19 protein-coding genes are annotated in these 17648 nt (G+C 61.6%); 8 read left to right on the forward strand and 11 right to left on the reverse strand.

Features of this window, described 5'->3' with window-relative positions; translation table 11 throughout:
• Positions 1-25 precede the first annotated feature (25 nt).
• A complete protein-coding gene (locus ACJ5NV_RS00655) occupies positions 26-2053 on the forward strand; it encodes a GumC family protein (protein ID WP_411641486.1) in 2028 nt (675 codons plus the stop codon).
• Here ACJ5NV_RS00655 and ACJ5NV_RS00660 read toward each other — a convergent pair.
• The 5 genes from ACJ5NV_RS00660 to ACJ5NV_RS00680 are packed head-to-tail and all read right to left on the reverse strand — an operon-like array spanning position 2050 to position 6584.
• Positions 2050-2634: a YjbF family lipoprotein gene (locus ACJ5NV_RS00660; RefSeq protein WP_411641488.1), complete on the reverse strand. Its 585-nt coding sequence runs from the start codon at positions 2632-2634 to the stop codon at positions 2050-2052. The two genes, ACJ5NV_RS00655 and ACJ5NV_RS00660, sit on opposite strands and share 4 nt — an antisense overlap.
• Complete coding sequence (locus ACJ5NV_RS00665; RefSeq protein WP_411641490.1) at positions 2631-4676, reverse strand: YjbH domain-containing protein; 2046 nt, start codon at positions 4674-4676, stop codon at positions 2631-2633. The genes ACJ5NV_RS00660 and ACJ5NV_RS00665 overlap by 4 nt, the downstream gene beginning before the upstream one ends.
• A 39-nt stretch (positions 4677-4715) precedes the next feature.
• Positions 4716-5204, reverse strand: a complete 489-nt coding sequence (locus ACJ5NV_RS00670) for a hypothetical protein (RefSeq protein WP_411641491.1) — start codon at positions 5202-5204, stop codon at positions 4716-4718.
• A 3-nt stretch (positions 5205-5207) separates the two neighbouring features.
• Positions 5208-6323 (reverse strand): hypothetical protein, encoded by a 1116-nt coding sequence (locus ACJ5NV_RS00675; protein WP_411641492.1) that lies wholly within the window; start codon positions 6321-6323, stop codon positions 5208-5210.
• A gap of 3 nt (positions 6324-6326) precedes the next feature.
• Positions 6327-6584: a spike base protein, RCAP_Rcc01079 family gene (locus tag ACJ5NV_RS00680; protein WP_411641493.1), complete on the reverse strand. Its 258-nt coding sequence runs from the start codon at positions 6582-6584 to the stop codon at positions 6327-6329.
• Positions 6585-6715: 131 nt separating this feature from the next.
• Here ACJ5NV_RS00680 and ACJ5NV_RS00685 point away from each other — a divergent pair, with 131 nt between their 5' ends.
• Positions 6716-7441: a metallophosphoesterase gene (locus ACJ5NV_RS00685; protein WP_411641494.1), complete on the forward strand. Its 726-nt coding sequence runs from the start codon at positions 6716-6718 to the stop codon at positions 7439-7441.
• On the opposite strand, the gene ACJ5NV_RS00690 is transcribed toward ACJ5NV_RS00685, so the two are convergent.
• The gene (locus ACJ5NV_RS00690) at positions 7438-7998 is read right to left on the reverse strand and encodes a sugar transferase (RefSeq protein ID WP_411641495.1); all 561 of its coding nucleotides are present in this window, start codon (positions 7996-7998) and stop codon (positions 7438-7440) included. The genes ACJ5NV_RS00685 and ACJ5NV_RS00690 overlap by 4 nt on opposite strands.
• A 344-nt stretch (positions 7999-8342) precedes the next feature.
• On the opposite strand from ACJ5NV_RS00690, the gene ACJ5NV_RS00695 reads away from it, so the two are divergent.
• Positions 8343-8804 carry a hypothetical protein gene (locus ACJ5NV_RS00695; protein WP_411641496.1) on the forward strand — a complete coding sequence of 154 codons (462 nt, stop codon included), beginning with the start codon at positions 8343-8345 and terminating at the stop codon, positions 8802-8804.
• Between the two features lie 13 nt (positions 8805-8817).
• Here the strand turns inward: ACJ5NV_RS00695 and ACJ5NV_RS00700 are convergent, their stop codons facing one another.
• Complete coding sequence (locus tag ACJ5NV_RS00700) at positions 8818-9111, reverse strand: hypothetical protein (RefSeq protein WP_411641498.1); 294 nt, start codon at positions 9109-9111, stop codon at positions 8818-8820.
• Between the two features lie 177 nt (positions 9112-9288).
• Here ACJ5NV_RS00700 and neuC point away from each other — a divergent pair, with 177 nt between their 5' ends.
• The 3 genes from neuC to ACJ5NV_RS00715 are packed head-to-tail and all read left to right on the forward strand — an operon-like array spanning position 9289 to position 12974.
• A complete protein-coding gene (gene neuC, locus ACJ5NV_RS00705) occupies positions 9289-10428 on the forward strand; it encodes a UDP-N-acetylglucosamine 2-epimerase (RefSeq protein WP_411641500.1) in 1140 nt (379 codons plus the stop codon).
• Positions 10412-11689, forward strand: coding sequence for a 3-deoxy-D-manno-octulosonic acid transferase (locus tag ACJ5NV_RS00710; RefSeq protein ID WP_411641501.1), 1278 nt, complete (start codon positions 10412-10414; stop codon positions 11687-11689). Before neuC ends, ACJ5NV_RS00710 begins: the two co-directional genes overlap by 17 nt.
• Positions 11682-12974: a 3-deoxy-D-manno-octulosonic acid transferase gene (locus ACJ5NV_RS00715; protein ID WP_411641502.1), complete on the forward strand. Its 1293-nt coding sequence runs from the start codon at positions 11682-11684 to the stop codon at positions 12972-12974. Before ACJ5NV_RS00710 ends, ACJ5NV_RS00715 begins: the two co-directional genes overlap by 8 nt.
• Here the strand turns inward: ACJ5NV_RS00715 and modC are convergent.
• From modC to ACJ5NV_RS00735, 4 genes are read right to left on the reverse strand one after another with little or no spacing between them, the layout of a single operon-like run.
• Entirely contained in the window at positions 12971-14059 is a 1089-nt protein-coding gene (gene modC, locus ACJ5NV_RS00720; protein WP_411641504.1) for a molybdenum ABC transporter ATP-binding protein, read from the reverse strand. The two genes, ACJ5NV_RS00715 and modC, sit on opposite strands and share 4 nt — an antisense overlap.
• Positions 14032-14715 (reverse strand): molybdate ABC transporter permease subunit, encoded by a 684-nt coding sequence (gene modB / locus ACJ5NV_RS00725; RefSeq protein ID WP_411641506.1) that lies wholly within the window; start codon positions 14713-14715, stop codon positions 14032-14034. Before modB ends, modC begins: the two co-directional genes overlap by 28 nt.
• Complete coding sequence (gene modA, locus ACJ5NV_RS00730; protein ID WP_411641507.1) at positions 14708-15505, reverse strand: molybdate ABC transporter substrate-binding protein; 798 nt, start codon at positions 15503-15505, stop codon at positions 14708-14710. The genes modB and modA overlap by 8 nt, the downstream gene beginning before the upstream one ends.
• Positions 15496-16653 carry an acetoin utilization protein AcuC gene (locus ACJ5NV_RS00735; protein ID WP_411641509.1) on the reverse strand — a complete coding sequence of 386 codons (1158 nt, stop codon included), beginning with the start codon at positions 16651-16653 and terminating at the stop codon, positions 15496-15498. The genes modA and ACJ5NV_RS00735 overlap by 10 nt, the downstream gene beginning before the upstream one ends.
• A 33-nt stretch (positions 16654-16686) precedes the next feature.
• Between ACJ5NV_RS00735 and ACJ5NV_RS00740 the strand changes: the two genes are divergently transcribed.
• Both ACJ5NV_RS00740 and ACJ5NV_RS00745 read left to right on the forward strand, forming a co-directional pair.
• Positions 16687-17160, forward strand: coding sequence for an NUDIX hydrolase (locus ACJ5NV_RS00740; protein ID WP_411641510.1), 474 nt, complete (start codon positions 16687-16689; stop codon positions 17158-17160).
• Positions 17161-17222: 62 nt separating this feature from the next.
• Positions 17223-17627, forward strand: coding sequence for a DUF1178 family protein (locus ACJ5NV_RS00745; protein ID WP_411641512.1), 405 nt, complete (start codon positions 17223-17225; stop codon positions 17625-17627).
• Positions 17628-17648 lie beyond the last annotated feature (21 nt).

Raw genomic sequence — 17648 nt, forward strand, 5'->3', positions numbered from 1 at the left:
TTATTAGAGAAAAAGTTGTTCTGCTATGGCGAATGTCATCATTGATGCGCCGCCGGGGGGGAAACCCCTCTCTGCGGTGACACTGGAACAGATTGCGCCGCTGGACTTTCTTGGTCTTTTGCGGGCGCTTTGGCATGGCAAATCGACGATTGCGTTTACGACGATACTCGCCGTCCTGCTGGCCGGGTATTACGCCTTTGCCGTGGCCACCCCACATTATGCTGCCACAACGACATTGCAGATGGCGCCAACACCCGGCCCGATGGCCGATATCGCCCCCCTCACGGGTGCGGCGGCCAGCGATCAAGCCCGGATCAACACAGAAATCGCAATTCTGCAATCCGATCGCCTGTTGGGTCAGCTTGTGATCCAACACGGGCTGCTGCACGATCCAGAGTTCAATCGCCACCTGATCCCCGTCCCTGCCCTGTCTGTCAGCGGCCTGCGGACCCGCATCCGCGACACGCTGACCGGACAGCCTCAGCCAGCCCCGGACCCGCAAGCGATCTTCGAAAAAACGGTAGAAAACCTGCGGGATGCGATCACCGCCGGGCCACAGCGCGACAGCTATATTTTCAAGATCACAGCAACGACAGAGGCCCCCGCGAAATCGGCGCAAATCGCCAACGCACTGGCGCAGCTTTACTTGGCCGATCAGGTGGCCGCCAAACACGGCGCGACCGAGGCTGCGGTGACATGGCTGTCGGACCGGGTTTCGCAGCTCCAAATGGATCTGGAGGCAAAGGAAACCGCGATCAACGCCCTGATCACCCGCACGCCGGTGCAGGACGGGGCCGCGCTTGACGCGCTCAGCCGGCAGGCCATCGACACCGGGCAGCGGCTTGCCCAAGCGCGCAATGCACTGGCCGAAGCGCGCAATCGCGCGACAGCAACAGCCCGCATGTCGCCCGCCACCGCCTCGGACGCCCGGCACGAAGACACCGATATCACCCGGCTGACCAGTCAGGTCGCTGCGTTAGAGATGTTCCAAACCAGTCTGAACAATCAGCTGGCCGCGCAGTCCGAAGGGCAGATTCGCCTGCAACAGCTGCACCGCGAAGCGGACGCAACGCGCGTGATCTACGAGACATTCCTGACAAGATTGCAGGACACCCAGATCAGGCGCGGCACGCAGCACCCCGACAGCCGGGTGCTTTCGCCTGCCAATCCGGGGCGCTATGTCGCCCCGCGCAAGCTGCTGATCCTGATCATTGCCGCGCTGCTCGGCGGCGTGGCCGGGCTGGTCTGGGTGCTGGTCCGACGCAGCCTGGGAACCGGATTCGACGATGCGCGCGCACTGATGGATCGCATGGGTCTGCCGGTGGTCGGGCAAATCCCCCTGATGCCGCTGCGCCGCCGCGATCAACTGCTGACCTATCTGCGCGACAAACCCGCTTCTGCCGCCGCCGAAGCGATCCGCAATCTGCGCACCCGCCTGTTGCTGGATAATCCATCCGCGCCGCCGCAGGTGATCCTCTGCACCTCCAGCGTGCCGGGCGAGGGCAAGACGACGCAGTCCATCTGCCTCGCACAAGACCTTTCACGGCTGGGCCGCAAGGTTTTGCTGATTGATGCCGACGCGCGGCGCAGTGCTTATCAGGATTATTTTCAGAAACATGCGCCGGGCTCGCTGGCGCAGGTAGTGCTGGGCCGGGTCCCCTTCCAAGAGGCGATCCTGCGTGATCCCCGGCTGGATGCAGATATCCTGTGCAGCGCGCAAATGGCGCGATCCCCGGCTGATCTGTTTTTCGGGGCCGCCTTCAAGGCCTTCATGTCCGAGTTGCGAGCGACCTATGACCACATCATCCTTGATGCGCCGCCGGTCTTGCCCGTGCCCGATGCCCGCCTGCTGGCACCGCTGTCTGACGCGGTGCTGTACACCGTGGCATGGCGGACCACGCCGGAAAAACTGGTAGAGGCCGGAATTGCAGAACTGCGCAGCCTGCATGTGCCGATCACCGGACTGGTGCTGTCGCGGATCGACATGCGCAAGGCACGGGCGGCGGGCAGTGCCTATTACGCCGATTACAGCCGCGCATATCATCAAAATTAACGTTTAATCCGCTCCGTCTCTACGGCGCTGCCTAAATTCGGAACCCATTGGCGCGACCACCAAACCGTGTCGTCCGCAGCCACATGATAGATGTTTTCATAATTCCGAGCGCCATTGCAGCTTTCACGATAGCGGGTCACGTGGACCGGCCCCAGCGGCGCCTCATGCAGCCTTGCGCCCTCCCGCGTCATCACGCAATCATGCCGCTGGATAACAGTCTGATACGCACCGTTAATCGTACTTAGCAAACGCGCGTAATGCATTGGAGCGCCGCGCAACGCAGCCAGCGTTCCGCCCACATCCGCCGCCATCAAATCGTGCCCCAGCCCACGGGTCGCCACAAGCACGCCCAGATCATAGGACAATTGCACGCCATCCCGGCTGCCCCAACTGCGCACCGGCCCGTTCTGGCCGCTGGGCACAAGGGTCGCTGCCAGCTGCCGATCAGGGACCTGCACAAAGATCACCGGCACGCGGATTTGCGCGACACTGTCAGCAGTGAGCGATGCGCGCAGTACCGCCGGATCGGGCCCGGCATTGCAGGCGCAGAGCATGATAAGCAGCAATGCTAAGTATCTCATCGCCAGAACCGCCCCCAGCTTTCACCTATGGCATCCCTGCTTAGGGGCTGCGTCATGTCGTAAAGCCGGTCGCGCATGATCACCCGCGCGCCGCCGTCGCGGGTGACAGGTCGTAACGTCGTATCGAACGCATCCCGCCGCGCCTGTCCACTGATCCACGACAACGGCACGGTCAGCGTGATGCCCTTGTCAAACGACCCTTCGCCGAACCGGTCAAACGGCACATCCGTCAGCGTCATAAAAGCCCCCAGCGCCCAGCCATTGGCAAAGCGGCGCGACAGGTGCAGTGTGCCGCCCCAGTCGCCGGCCAGATAGCGGCCCAGATCAACCTGCGCCGTGTAACCCGACCCGAATTGCCAATAGGCAGAGCCATGGCCGGACAGCACCCGATAATCCCGCAGCCCAAACCCGCCATCATAATCGCGCTGTTGCAAGGCGTTAAGCTCCACCCCGAAAGCCAAATCGCTGTCAGGCGGTCGCCAAAGCACCTCTGCCGAGACACCGGCGAACATCGTCTCAAACACACCAAGCGTCAGGCGTATGGTGAACTGCGGCACAGGCTGGGCATAAAAGGCAAGCGTCAGGTCGTTCACATCAGCATCGCCTTCACGGTCATACAGCCGGAAATCACTGCGCACACGTGGCAACTCGGAATCCGAGGTCCGCGTCGTTTGATCCAGATTACCAGCAAGGCGCTGCCGCAGCGTGCCACGGACAACAACACGCGGCGCAACCTCCCAGCGACCATGCACCGCGAGCCCGAAATCCGCGCGCAGCGGGTCATCTGGGTCGAAAAGATTGGGCGTAATATACGGGCTGATGCCCCATTCCGGGCGCAGCGGCCCCGCATCGCGCAACACATGTGGCGCAAAATACGCGGCGACGCGGCTGTCTGCGCTGCCAGTCAATCTGAACTCAGACCGTTCAAGCATAGCGCGCGGCAGGATCACCGCAGGCCCACTAAGACCGTTCTCTGTCATAGCGATGGCAAACTGCGTGACATCAGACGGGGCGAGAACCGACAAGACACGGGCGGCGCGGCCGACGGCCTGCGCGGCGGCTTGATAGCGGGTGTTTTCAATCGCGATCCCCAATTGCGGACCTGCGCGGCTGACACTGCGCAGGATCAGCCCCTCTGCCGCCAATGCCCGCGCCAACCGCGCCCGATCCACCCCAGACGGATGTGTGCCCGCTTCGCGCGGACGGACAGGCGGCGGGCCAAGGTCATAACCGCTGCCCGCAGGCGGATGCAGCGGGTTCAGGCGATAGCTTAGCTGGAACCCAAATTCCGATCCGTAAAGATAATGCGCCGACAGCTGCAGATCGGGGCGCGGGGCATAGGTCAGCCCGACATTCAGCGGGCTGCGGCGGGTAAAGGCGCTGCCATGCTCAAACGGATAAGCGTCCGCGGAATATTCCAGCACCAGCCCAAGCTGTTCATGCGGCTGCCAGTGCAGCCCGCCGAAAAATGCAGTATCGCCCTGAAAAAACGGCAGTGAAGACAGCGTGCCCCCTTGGCCGGTATCATGGGTAGGACGTTCCGGCAGACCGAACGGGCTGGCAAACCCGCCAACGCCCGCCAACCGCCCCCAACCAAGACCAAGCGTCGCGGACAAATCAGGCCGCACCGCCTTGGTCGCGACAAGATATTCGCCCGCATAGATGCCGGTTCCCAGAAAATCACTGACTTCGATGGCCAGCGCCGGGCGATCCTGTCTTTCATCAATCAGACGATAATGCAGCGACAGGCTTCGGTCGCGGATCGTATCGTGCAGCGCCCCTTCTTGGCCCCTGACATCATGCAGATCAGCATAGCGCAGGCTGGCTGACAGGCGGGGCGTCACCTGAAAACTGGCGGTGGCCCGGCTTTGCCCGGCAAAACTGGAAAGCGAAAACGCCAGCTCCGCATCAGGGGCGGAACTGGCGGCGGGCATATCGATCAAGCCGGGCGCACCGTAGCTGTTATAGCGCAAGGGCCCGTCCTGCGCCGTGACCAGCCCCGGCCACAACACGCATAGACTGAACCAAACATAACGCATCATCGCCCCGCCCGTTTGCCTGATCCGATGCGGGGCAATCGGCTAGAGGTCGACCCGCAACACGTGGCGGCTAAAGAAACCCAGCATGTCGCCCGCGCCCAGCGTCATCCCGCCTGATGCAGAGCCCGACACATAGGCTTTCGCTTGCCAATCAAGACCACCGCTTTCCGAAGCGGCCCCCAAGTTTGGGCGCAGTATGGTGTTAAATTGGTTAAGAATGGCACCGGGAACCGAAGCCGGACCAGATTCCATCCCATAGATCAGGTCTGTGCCCAACAGATCCGCCGTGATGCCGACCCGGCGCGCATCTGGGTAATCCAGATTGGCAGGTGTGGTCCCCGCATAGCTCGACAGGGTCACCGGAGGGCTGTCTGCCACCGCGACCGTACCGACAACCGTCGTGGCGCTTTCACCATCCCAACGCACCATCGGGGCCATGCCCGTATATAGCCAGTCCACATCCGCCGCAGGCCCGGTGCCGGTCACCGTAACATCATGGCGGACAGCGCCGGGGGTAATGCTGCGCCGCAACTGTCAGGATGCCACGTCAGCACCGCTTGCCTGTTGCCATGTGGTGTCTTCCGTGATGGTGATCTGCGCACCCACGCTCAGCCCGGCGCCGGACGGCAGCCAAGGCTCCCCGTCCAGCAGGATCGTGCGCCTCTCCAGCATTTCATGCCCATGGGTCTGGCCACCCAATTCCGTCGCCGCGCCGCCCACTGTGAAACGAGCCGCATATTCCCGCTCTGAGGCATAGTCGATCGCCACAAATTTCGGATAGGTCGGCCGGTTATCCGCACGCCAATCCAGCGCCCCGTCAGAGGCGATACTATTTGCATGGGTCGGCCCGATCACCCCGCTGGTGCCCGCGGCGCGCGCCGCGTAAAAGATGCCGCCATGCTGCACCTCATCCCCCGGCGCATAGGTGGCCCCCGGCTGCCATGCAGGCGGCAGAATATATGGGTCCGAAAGCGCACCACTGATGCCCACAGCCTCGATCACAAGAGCGCTCCCGCCCGGGCTGGCCACCCCGCCAATGCGCAGGTTCACAGTGTGGCTGCCCGTCAATCCGCTGGCCACCTTGACCGACAAACGGCGCTGCGTATCGGTGGCGCTATGGGTGGAAAAGGCCTTAAACCCCAGCCCCGCCGGATCGCCGATCTCGTTCACCAGCGCTTGATCGCCGTCAATCTCCACCCGGCAATAGCCACCACTTGTGCGACCTGTGTAGTAGATCCACAGATCATAAGGGGCACCACGATCCACCGTCACGGATGCCTCGGCTGACGCAGAATAGGCGCTGATCGCGCGGTTGCCGGTATAGCTGCCCGCCAAACCAGAGCCAGAGGATTGCAGCTGCGACCAGCCGCTCGTCAGGGTCAGCGCGCCCACCGGAAAGATATTGCGCAGCTCGGCGACCAATGTTTCGCGCCAGGACAGGCGGAACGCCGGATTGCTGTTGTCCAAACGCAGCATGGCCGCGTGCTGCGGCCCGATTTCCGTCCAGACAGTGATATCCCCCTCGGTGGTTTCCGCCAGCGCGACCTGCTGGCCCGCGCTAGGCTGAAAGAACTCACGAAGATTCTGCACCGGCGGCGGCGCGGCACCCATGCCCCGGCAGAGCACCGGGGTCAGCGCAAACCCGAACATGGGTTAATACCACGCGATCAGCTGGGCCGTGGTGCCCGTGGCAAGAACTCGGACCGCACGCAGGCTGAGGACCGCACCCGCGCCCAGCTCATAGGTGACAGTTTCGCCGTCATTGTCCTGCAGCACCGCCGTGCCACCGATATTCGCATAGATCGCACGGGGGCGCACCGGCAGATCAGCGCCGTCCGACGGCACAATCGCGTAATGGGATACGGCGGGCGAGGTCAGGTTGACGTAATCGGAATCAAAAGGATCGAACATTGGTTTCTCCACTTGGCTGTCTTTGGAAATGACTAGCCAAGCAGCCTTACCATCGGCTTGGGGCTGCGCACGCAAGCACGGGCAACTCCCCCTTGTGGCCAAATCGGGCGGCGGCGCGTTAGGATGCGGGCATGACACTGATCGACACGACCACCAGCACCATCTTTTCAGGCAACCCGCCCGCACCTGCGCAGCCGTTTTTCGCGGTGGGCGACGTGCATGGGCGGCTGGACCTGCTGGAACCGGTGATAAACCGGCTGGGGGAGGCCAGGCATCCGATCATCCTTGTCGGCGACTATATTGACCGGGGGCCGGACAGCGCGGGCGTGCTGCGCTATCTGCAACAGCAGTCAGCGACAGGACAGGTGATCTGCCTGCGCGGCAACCACGAAGACATGCTGCTGAAATTCCTTGACAGACCACGCAAACACGGGCGCGTCTGGCTGCGCTTTGGCGGGGTGCAAACCCTTGAAAGCTTTGGCATCACCGGGGTGACAGCACAGTCAGAACCCGGCGCGTTGATCGCGGCCCGCGACGCATTGCTGGCCGCACTGGGGGACACGCGCGACTGGCTCAGCACCCTGCCCTATGCGTGGCAAAGCGGAAATGTCGCGGTCGTCCACGCCGGGGCCAACCCGCATCAACCGCTGGAAACGCAATCGCAACCGGCACTGGCCTGGGGGCACCCGGATTTCCGCCATGTGGCGCGCAGTGACGGGCTTTGGCTGATCCACGGCCACACGATTGTCGCAGCCCCGCATATTGTGGATGGGCGGGTGGCAATCGACACCGGCGCCTATGCAACAGGGCAGCTGACCGCCGTGCACGTCACAGCCGGGGCCATCAGCCCTGTCTAAGCGCCACGCCGCGTCAAAACCACAACCAGCGTGCGCCAAACGATCCACAGGTCAAAACCAAACGAACTATGCGCGATGTAGTGCCGGTCCGCCATCACCTTGCGACAAAACGCATCCCGACCATCCGCATAGCCAAGCTCTGTCTGGGCATAGCCACTGATGCCCGGCAACACGCTGTGCCGGGCGGCATAGCCGGGAATTTCGCGCAAATAGACCCGCGCATGATCATAGGCGTCAGGGCGCGGGCCGATCAGGCTCATCTCGCCGCGCAGCACGTTGATGATTTGCGGCAACTCATCAATCCGGGTGATGCGCAGCCAGCGGCCCAGCGCGGTGATACGCTCTGTCTCCAGCGCATCAAACGCGCCGCGCGCTGTGCCACTGGCCCCGGTCATGGTGCGAAACTTGATCGCCATAAACGGACGGCACCCATAGCCCATGCGGCTTTGCACAAAAAACAGCGGTCCTTTGTTCAGCAATAGATTCACCGGCAGCAGAGCAGCCACAAAGACCCCAAGCGGGATCAAAAGCAGAGCCGCTACGCAAAGGTCAAACACCCGTTTCTACAGTGGCATCCGAGGCGAATTGTCAGAGGCAAAATACACTGACGGATCAAATTCAGCCGGATCACCTAGATAATCAAACATCGCAAAACCCACTTCTGACACTGATACCGCCGGGCGCAGATCGCCCGAAACATGATTAAAAATCTGTAACTTTGTGGTTAAGAAGTGATTAATTCATCGGTGTTGAAGCCACCTTAGATGACGGCAGTGACACGATTTTTGCGGTCATCCGTTAAGATTCACACGCATAGCGTGCCAACACCCCCATTAACACCGATGCAGCATTATGCAGCGAAACTCTTGCGGGAGCCAACGACATGGGGTGCGCATAAACAATGTCAGCAATCAACGATCTGACAAAAGCCATGCACCGTCATCTCTGGCGCATCGCCTGCCTGATCCTGCTGGGCCAGCCCATCACCGCGCAAGGTGCGGTGCAGGTAATCGGCAATGATCGGGGCGGGTTCATTGGGTCGCGGGCCATCGAAATCACCGAACTCAACCGAACCGGCACGCGGGTAGAGCTGCGCGGCCGCGTCTGTTATTCCGCATGTACGTTATATCTGGGGGCCGATGATCTTTGCATCAGCGCAGGAACCACTTTCGGCTTCCACGGACCAAGCCAGCACGGGCAACCACTGCCGCCCCGACAGTTCGAACATTGGTCACAGGTGATGGCCAGCCACTACAACCCAGCCCTGCGCCGCTGGTTTATGGCACAGGCGCGCCACAGGATCAGCGGCTATTACCGGTTCAAAGGGACCGAACTGATCGCGATGGGTTATCCGGCCTGCTGATCGGCGACACGGATTATTGTGTATCCGGCGTGGCATTGCCATTGGAAATTGCAGCCACAGCCATCGCAGCCGCCCCTGCCCCCAAAGCAGGGCCAAGCCCACCCAACAGCGGGACAAAGGCCGTCGCATCCGCATTGCAAACCACCCTTATGGTTCCATCACCGCCCCGGCGGGCAGACGCCACACCAAACGGAACACAGGCACCCTGCATCTCTGCGATCATGCGCAGATCAGGCCCTTCTTGCGCGTGCAGCGCGGTCGACAACAGCACGCCAACCACCACACACACCTTTACCAGCAATCCCATTCTGACCCTCCACCATCGTTTTACACCCACATGCCTTCCCTAACGGAATGGCATTAAAGGGCGGTGAATCGGGGCAAAACCATGCTTCTTTGACCAAAACAGCCCAAGATGAGTTTCCTTTCCGCTGCTGCAACGATAGTTTGGCTGTGCACAGTTTCGTCGCTCTGCGGCAGGTCAATGAATTGGAACACAATGTCAAAATCCATTCTGTTTGTGACGGGGACCCGGGCCGATTTCGGAAAACTCGAACCGCTTGCCATCGCCGCAAAAGAGGCAGGGTTCGCGATCAGCTTTTTCACCACCGGCATGCATATGCTGGACCGCTACGGGCTGACCAAGCTAGAGGTGCACAGGCTGCCCGGCGCGCAAGTGCATGAATTCCTCAACCAGCGGGCGGGTGATCCGCAGGACATGGTGCTGGCAAAAACAGTCATGGGGTTTTCCGACTTCGTGAAAGAACACAAACCCGACCTTGTGGTCATCCACGGCGACCGGGTCGAAGCACTGGCCTGCGCGCTGGTCTGCGCCACCAATTACATTCGCTGCGCCCATATCGAAGGTGGCGAAGTGTCCGGCACGATTGACGAGATCTACCGCCACTGCAACACCAAGCTTGCCAGTCATCACTTTGTGTCCTCAGACGACGCCGCGCGGCGCGTCATGACCCTGGGCGAAGCGGAAAGCAACATCCACAGCATCGGCTCGCCAGAGCTTGATTTCCATGCAGGCCCCTCCGGTGTTACAATTGAACAGGTCAAAGCGCGCTACGATATCCCTTTTGATGACTTCGGCATAAGCGTGTTTCACCCCGTCACATCCGAAGCCGCCACCATGGGCGCGCAGGCCTGTGCCCTACATGGTGCGCTGATCAAATCCGGGCGCAACTTTGTGCTGATTGCACCGAATAATGATCCGGGGTCTGCGGATATCTTTGGTGTGATTGACGGGCTGCCCGACAATCAATTCCGGGTGCTGCCTTCGATGCGATTCGCCCATTTTTCGGAGCTGATGAAAAACGCCGCCGTCATGGTTGGTAATTCCTCTGCAGGGGTGCGCGAGGCGCCGTTTATCGGCCTGCCGTCGCTGGATATTGGTACCCGGCAAACCAACCGCGCAAAATCGCCCTCTGTCTTCTTTGCCGAAGCATCGGATGACGCCGCCATTGCCCAATTCCTGACCGAACAATGGGGCAAATCCTATCCGCGCAACGATGCCTTTGGCGGCGGCAGCGCGGCCACACGGTTCGCCGAGGTGCTGGGGCAAGACAGTTTCTGGGATGCGCCGTTGCAAAAGACATTTCATGACGTCGCCCGGTGACATGCATCGCGGCCCGCTGTTGCGGCTTTATCTAGGGCTCAGCTATCTTTTCCCACTGATCGCATCGCGGCTGCTGCGCAAACGTCTGGCGCGCGGCAAGGAAGACGCGACGCGCTGGCCTGAAAAACTGGGCAAGGGCCTCGCGCCCCGCCCCGAAGGACGGCTGATCTGGCTGCACGCCGTCGGACTGGGCGAGGTGTTATCCCTGCGCGGGCTCATCGCCGGGCTTGCCGCGCGCGATGCCGATCTGTCGTTTCTAGTGACTTCCACCACGCGCGCCTCGGCACAGGTGTTTACCGCGAACCTGCCCCCGCGCACGATCCACCAGTTTCTCCCCTTGGATGCGCCCACCTATCGCAAACGGTTTTTGGATCATTTCCAGCCTGATCTGTGCGTCTGGGCAGAGCAGGACCTCTGGCCCGGCTTCGTCAGCGACATCGCCGCGCGTGACATCCCGCAGGCGCTGATCGCCGCACGGATGAACGAACGGTCTTTTCAACAACATGATCGCGCGCAAAGCCTTTACCGTGATCTGTACCGCGCGATGGCCTTGCTGACGGCACAGGACACCGGCACCGCCGCGCATATCTCCGCGCTCAGCGACAGCACCGCAGAGGTCACAGGCTCTCTAAAACCAGCGGCCCCGGCGCTGCAACATGATGCGGCAGAAACCGACGCACTCAAGGCATTGCTTGCGGATCGTTTCATCTGGGCGGTGGCCCCATCACATGCGGCGGATGAAACACACGCCCTCGCAGCTCATACGCAGCTACGACAGACCCACCCAGACGCATTGCTGATCATCGCCCCCCGCTTTCCGGAGCGCGGGGCAGCCATCGCGGGCAGTATAGACGACCCCGTGCCGATGCGATCCCGCGCAGAGCAACCCAGCCCGCAGGATCCGATCTGGCTGTGCGATACATTCGGCGATCTGGGAATGATCTATCGGCTCAGCCAGGCGGTCCTGATCGGCGGCACGTTCGATGACACCGAAGGGCATAACCCGTGGGAGGCAGCCGCCCTGCACACAGCAATTCTGCACGGCCCCCGCATCGGTAACTTCACCACCGACTACGCCCAACTGGGGCAGGCAAAGGGGGCCATCGCCGTGAGCGACGCAGACGCGCTGGCGCAAGCCCTGATCGGGCCGGATCTGGACACAACCGCCCAAAACGCCCTTACCGCCACCAAAGCCGCCGGGGCGCAGACCAACCAGCTCTGCAGCGCATTGCTGCGCCTGATGGACAAGACACATGGCTGAACGCTTTCCCAATCTGAAAATGCGGTTCGCACTGGCGGGCTATGCGGTGCTCTGGTGGGTGCTGCTGCCGGTGATCCTGATCTATCTCTGGCGGCGGGGGCGCAAGGACCCGCTTTATTTCCAAAAACTCGGTGAACGGTTTGGGCGCTATGACAACCCGCTGAAAAACCCTGTCTGGGTCCATGCCGTGTCACTGGGCGAAATGCGATCAGCCACGCCGCTGATCCGGGCACTGCTGGCGCAGGGCGAAACGATTGTCACCACCCATTTCACCCCCGCCGGACGGCGCGAGGCGATGCGCGAATTCGCCGATGAAATCGCCGCCGGGCAAGTGCAGGTCCTTTGGGTGCCATTTGAATACGGGTTTGCCTATCGGCACTTCCTGCGCCGTGTCGCGCCCAAATACGGGCTGGTGATGGAAATCGAAATCTGGCCACGCATGATCGCGGCCTGCCGCAAACATGGCACGCCGCTTTTCATTTGCAACGCGCAATACCCGGCGAAAAGCTATGCCAAAGACACCACCGGATTGGGCCTGCGGGCCGGGTTGCTGGCTGGATTTGCCGGGGGCTTTGTCAAATCAGAAACGCAGCGCGAACGGTTCGCCAGCGCCGGTATGCCCAACATCCATGTCACCGGCGAGCTGCGCTTTGACCAGCCGATCCCGCAGGCACGGTTGGACGCAGCAGCAGCGACACGGCAAGCACTGACCAAAGGCCGCCCCAGCTTCACCCTAACCAGCGTGGTCGAAGGCGAAGACGCGCTCTATATTGACATGATCCGGCAGACGCAGGGCATCTTCTTTGTCTACGTCCCCCGCGCGCCGGAACGGTTTGATGAGGTCGCGCAAATGCTGACTGACGCAGGCCTGCGCTTTGCCCGACGCTCGGTCCTACTCAATTCCGATCTTATTCCGACAGACCCGAACCCACAGATTGATGTCCTTCTTGGCGACAGTATGGGAGAGATGTATTTCTACCTCGCGCTCTGCGACCGGGCCATTGTCGGCGGCGGATTTGTCACCAAGGGCGCGCATAATGTGATCGAACCGCTCGCGCTGAAAAAGCCCGTCATCGTCGGCCCGCATATCTGGACAATCGAATACCCGGCGACAGAGGCGATCACCGCAGGGGTCTGCCACCACGTGCAAACGCCCGACGCGTTGTTGGCCGCAGTGCAAAATCCAACGCCGGTCACAGATGCCCAGATCACCGATTTTTTCGACGCGCACGCCGGCGGGGTCAGGCGAACGCTGGGCGCCATCCGCAAGGCGTTGCCCGGTTAACGGCCCACATCCTCTGGCCCGATCGCTGTGGCCTTGATGATCGCATAAACCTGCTGACCCACCTGTAAACCCAGCCGGTTGGCACTGCGCCGGGTGATCCGCGCCAACAGTGGATCGCGCCCGGCCAAAAGCCCCACCGCCACGCCGGGACCGCGCCCTTGTTCCAACGCGGTGATGGTCACGGACAGCACGTTCAGCGCGCTCATCCCCTGCGGCTTTTCACGTGCGATGATCACATCCTGCGCCGGAACCCGCACCCGCACCCGTTGACCCAGCAGACCAAACTGCCCCGGCATAATGATCCGGCCGCCGGAAAAGGCGAGCTCGGTCAACCCATCATCCAGCAGCCGCCCCGCCACTTTGGCAGACAACACCGCGCCCGCATCGCGCACGCCTAACAACGGCACGGCCTCTGGGCTGGACAGCACGTCGCCCACCGGGCCGCTGGCAACGTCACGGCCTTGGTCAAGGATCACCACAGTGGTTGCCAGTCGCGCGACCTCTGACACATCGTGGCTGACATACAGAATAGGCACCTGCAATTCGTCGCGTAGCCGCACGATATAAGGCAGGATCTCGGCCTTGCGCGGCGCGTCCAGCGCGGCCAGCGGTTCATCCATCAACAACAGCTGCGGATCACACATCAGCGCCCGGCCCAGCGCCACGCGCTGACGCTCCCCCCCGGACAGCCCGCCCGGTTTGCGCTGCAACAAGGGCGCAAGCCCCAGCATATCAATCACACGGTCCGCATCGTGACTGCCGCCATAACGCAGGTTACGCTGCACGCTCATATGCGGAAAAAGGCGTGCATCCTGAAAGACATAGCCCACGCGCCGACGGGGCACCGGCAGGTTGACTCGCGCCGCCCGATCAAACAGCACCGTATCGCCAAGGGCGATCCGTCCGGCGTCTGGCCGTAACAACCCGGCAACCGCGTTGATCAGTGAAGTCTTGCCAGAGCCAGACCGCCCGAAAACAGCCGTTACACCCGCAGGGGCCGCGAATTCGACATCCAGCGTGAAATCCCCCAGCCGTTTTTGCACCGTGATTTCCAACATCAGCGGGCCATCCTGCGGGCAAGCCATTCCGACACCAGCAGCGCGCCCATCGCCAGCACGACCGAAACAATCACCAGCCGCAGTACCGCCGGTTCTGAACCCGGCACCTGTAGCAAACCGTAGATCGCGGATGGGATCGTTTGCGTTTGGCCGGGGATGGCCGCGACAAAGGTGATCGTCGCCCCGAATTCTCCCAGCGCCTTGGCAAAGCCCAGCACGCCACCCGCCAATATCCCCGGCAGTATCAGCGGCAGGGTAATTGTCGTGAAAACGCGGGTGCGCGACGCGCCCATTGTGGCCGCCGCGTCCTCTAGCCCCGCATCAACCGCTTCGATCCCCAGCCGGATCGCGCGCACCATCAATGGAAAGGCCATAACCCCCGCCGCCAGCGCAGCGCCCGTCCAGCGAAATGCAAGGGTGATGCCAAATGTGTCATACAGAAAGGCACCCACGGCCCCTTGTCGCCCGAAAACGATCAACAACAGATAGCCGGTCACCACCGGCGGCAGCACCAGTGGCAAATGCACCAACCCATTCAGCAACTGCCGCCCCGGAAAGCGTTTCCGCGCCAGCAGATGCGCCACCCAGATCGCCAACGGCAGCGCGCAAAGCGTGGCGACAATGGCCACCTGTAGCGACAACCGGATGACACCCCATTCCGCAGGGCTAAACGGATCACTCATCAGCACGCCCTAACGGTGGCAGAAACCCCGCCGCTGCAAAGGCATCCTGCCCTTGTGCCGACAAGATCAGATCAACAAATTCCTGTGCTTCGCCCGATGGTTCTGTCGTCAGGGCCAGCATATAACGGATCGGCATATGGCTCCCTTTGGGAAAGCGGGCGAGCACCCGCAGGCCCGGCGTCACGCGCAAATCGGTTTCATAGACAATACCCAAGGGTGCCTGCCCGCGCGCGACCAGCGCCAGCGCGGCGCGAACGTTATCCACTTCGGCCAGCCGGTCAGAAAACGCATGCCACAGCCCAAGTGTGGTCAGCGCTTGCTTGGCATAAATCCCCGCCGGGACGGCCCCCGTCATGCCCACCGCAATGCGCCCGCCCGCCAGTGCGCGGTCAATCTCGACCGTTTCTAGCGCAACATCATCCATTACAGCAGACCCAATCAGCACCAGCCGGTTGCTTGCCACATCCGCGATACTGTTCTGCTGCACGAACCCGCTTTGGGCCAGATGATCCATCCAATCCACATTGGCCAAAAGCACGATATCCGCCGGTGCGCCAAGGCTGACCTGCCGCGCCAAAGCGCCGCTGCCGCCATAGGATACAACCACATCATCTGCCGTAGCTGCCAGCGCATCCATCGGCTGTTTCAGACTGGCCGCCGCAAAGACCAACACCTCTGCCCGCGCGGCAGAAAGCGGGACCAGCAAGGTCAGAAACAATGCGGCGAAATGGCGGATCATCATGGCGCGACTATCCGGCGCTTGGCCGACCAGCGCAAGGGTCAGACCCACGCGCGGGCGCGATGTTTCAATGCGTCGGCACGATGTCGCACATCATCGGCAATCGGGCCAAAACGCGGGGCATCGCGCAGGGTGGTGATCCAGTGATCCTCTGGCAGGCGGGTGCGCATCGGGCCCCGCCAATGCAGGGCGCGCAATATGTCCTGCGCGTCGGGCGGCAGGCGGTCCGGCAGCGCTTGATCGGTCAGCGTGGCCCAAACACCGGTCCACAACCGCCCGACCGACCACGGATTATACCCGCCCCCGCCCAGCACAAGATAACGCGGCGCAATCGGCTTCAAAGCAGCAACAACCGCCCAATGGGCGTTGTTCGACAGGGTCAGGCGGGATTGCGGATCCTCGGCCACCGCATCCGCACCGCATTGCAAAACAATTGCATCCGGGCGGAAATCACTGACAAGGGGCAGGATCACCTCCTCCCGGATCAATGCCATATCATCATCATGCAGCCCGGCTGGGACAGGCAGGTTAAACACCTGCCCTGCCCCACAATCGGTCAGCGCCCCTGTACGAGGCCAGCGGTTTTCTTCGTGTACTGAAATCAACAAGACATCAGGATCATCGGCAAACGCATGTTCCACCCCATCCGCGTGATGGGCGTCAATATCCACATAAGCGACCCGGCCCGCGCCATTGCGGCGCAGCGACTGGATGGCAAGGACCGGATCGTTGAGATAGCAAAACCCATTGGCGCGATCGGGCATGCCATGATGGGTGCCGCCAGCGGGGGAATAGATGATCCCGCCTTTCGCCAACAGCTCGCCCGCCAACAGCGATGCCCCTGCGGCGGTCGCAGGGCGACGGTACATTTCAGCGAAAACCGGGTTCGACGGGGTGCCCAACCCATGACGCAGGCGGGTTTCTTCGCTCACCGATTGATCCGCCTCAGCCCGCTGCAAGGCCGTGATATAGCGCAGGGTATGATAACCCGTCAGCGCGGCAGGCTTCGCACGGGGCGAAGTGATAAACTGCGCCCGTGGCAGCCAGCCCAGCGCGCGCGACACATCCATCACCGTCGAAACACGGGGCACGCGCAGCGGATGCCAGGCACCATAGCTTGAATGCCGGTAAATCTCGGACCCGATAAATCGCGGCAGTGGGGTTGCCGGTATTTGTGAAGCAAGGATAAGGTTTGCCATGATGCGGATGTATCGCAGATTGAGACCGGAACCATGACGAAATCATCCGCCCTGCAACTTCCGCTAAAACTTCGGGCGGGCCGCAAGACCGACGCGCGGGCGCAATTCGGGGCGCTGTGCTGGCGTGAACGCAAAGGCAAGATTGAAATCTGCCTGATAACCAGCCGGACCCGCAAGCGCTGGATCATCCCCAAGGGTTGGCCGATGCACAAACAAACCCCGGCCGAGGCTGCCGCCGCCGAAGCCTTTGAAGAGGCAGGCTTGTCGGGGGATTCGTCAGATCAATGCATCGGGGCCTACAGCTATGCCAAACCGCTGCATGGCAATGTGGCGCCCTTTATCGCGATGGTCTACCCGGTGCATGTGCGCAACGTGCACAGCACATGGCCAGAACAGCATCAGCGCCGACGCAAATGGTTCAGCCAGAAGAAAGCGGTCAAGAAACTGTCGGAACCGGAACTCAAGCACATTGTTGCAAATTTCCGACCACAACCGCGCGTGCTATAACGCCACCTTGTCTGCGCCCGGAAAACGCTTATTTAACTAGTGAGTAATAATATCAGGCTGCCATGATACGTTTCCATCTCAGGTGTGATCAGGACCACGTTTTTGAAAGCTGGTTCCAGTCCGGTGACGCGTTCGACAAGCTTGTGGCTGCCGGCATGGTCAACTGCACGACCTGCGGATCGACCGATGTGTCAAAATCCATCATGGCACCTGCGGTCAGCACCTCCAACCAGATCAGCGCGCCGAAACAGAGCGAAACAGCATTGGCCGAACTGCGCCAAAAGGTTGAAGCGAATTCCGACTATGTGGGTAGCGGCTTTGTGAAAGAAGCGCGCGACATGCATGACGGCATCGCCCCCGAACGCCCAATCTACGGCGAGGCAAAGATGGAAGAGGCTAAAAAGCTGCTGGATGATGGCATCCCGGTGATGCCGCTGCCCTTTGTGCCGCGCAAGAAAACCAACTGATACCCGTAGCAAAGGCACCCC

This window comes from Loktanella agnita (assembly GCF_046640325.1).
Classification (GTDB): domain Bacteria; phylum Pseudomonadota; class Alphaproteobacteria; order Rhodobacterales; family Rhodobacteraceae; genus Yoonia; species Yoonia agnita.

Bases quoted from the DNA above. Each gene is read 5' to 3' on its own strand.
- ACJ5NV_RS00655 (WP_411641486.1), top strand. From the start codon at position 26: ATGGCGAATGTCATCATTGATGCGCCGCCGGGGGGGAAACCCCTCTCT.
- ACJ5NV_RS00660 (WP_411641488.1), bottom strand. From the start codon at position 2,634: ATGAGATACTTAGCATTGCTGCTTATCATGCTCTGCGCCTGCAATGCC.
- ACJ5NV_RS00665 (WP_411641490.1), bottom strand. From the start codon at position 4,676: ATGATGCGTTATGTTTGGTTCAGTCTATGCGTGTTGTGGCCGGGGCTG.
- ACJ5NV_RS00675 (WP_411641492.1), bottom strand. From the start codon at position 6,323: ATGTTCGGGTTTGCGCTGACCCCGGTGCTCTGCCGGGGCATGGGTGCC.
- ACJ5NV_RS00680 (WP_411641493.1), bottom strand. From the start codon at position 6,584: ATGTTCGATCCTTTTGATTCCGATTACGTCAACCTGACCTCGCCCGCC.
- ACJ5NV_RS00685 (WP_411641494.1), top strand. From the start codon at position 6,716: ATGACACTGATCGACACGACCACCAGCACCATCTTTTCAGGCAACCCG.
- ACJ5NV_RS00695 (WP_411641496.1), top strand. From the start codon at position 8,343: ATGTCAGCAATCAACGATCTGACAAAAGCCATGCACCGTCATCTCTGG.
- ACJ5NV_RS00700 (WP_411641498.1), bottom strand. From the start codon at position 9,111: ATGGGATTGCTGGTAAAGGTGTGTGTGGTGGTTGGCGTGCTGTTGTCG.
- neuC (WP_411641500.1), top strand. From the start codon at position 9,289: ATGAATTGGAACACAATGTCAAAATCCATTCTGTTTGTGACGGGGACC.
- ACJ5NV_RS00710 (WP_411641501.1), top strand. From the start codon at position 10,412: ATGACGTCGCCCGGTGACATGCATCGCGGCCCGCTGTTGCGGCTTTAT.
- ACJ5NV_RS00715 (WP_411641502.1), top strand. From the start codon at position 11,682: ATGGCTGAACGCTTTCCCAATCTGAAAATGCGGTTCGCACTGGCGGGC.
- modC (WP_411641504.1), bottom strand. From the start codon at position 14,059: ATGGCTTGCCCGCAGGATGGCCCGCTGATGTTGGAAATCACGGTGCAA.
- modB (WP_411641506.1), bottom strand. From the start codon at position 14,715: ATGAGTGATCCGTTTAGCCCTGCGGAATGGGGTGTCATCCGGTTGTCG.
- ACJ5NV_RS00735 (WP_411641509.1), bottom strand. From the start codon at position 16,653: ATGGCAAACCTTATCCTTGCTTCACAAATACCGGCAACCCCACTGCCG.
- ACJ5NV_RS00740 (WP_411641510.1), top strand. From the start codon at position 16,687: ATGACGAAATCATCCGCCCTGCAACTTCCGCTAAAACTTCGGGCGGGC.
- ACJ5NV_RS00745 (WP_411641512.1), top strand. From the start codon at position 17,223: ATGATACGTTTCCATCTCAGGTGTGATCAGGACCACGTTTTTGAAAGC.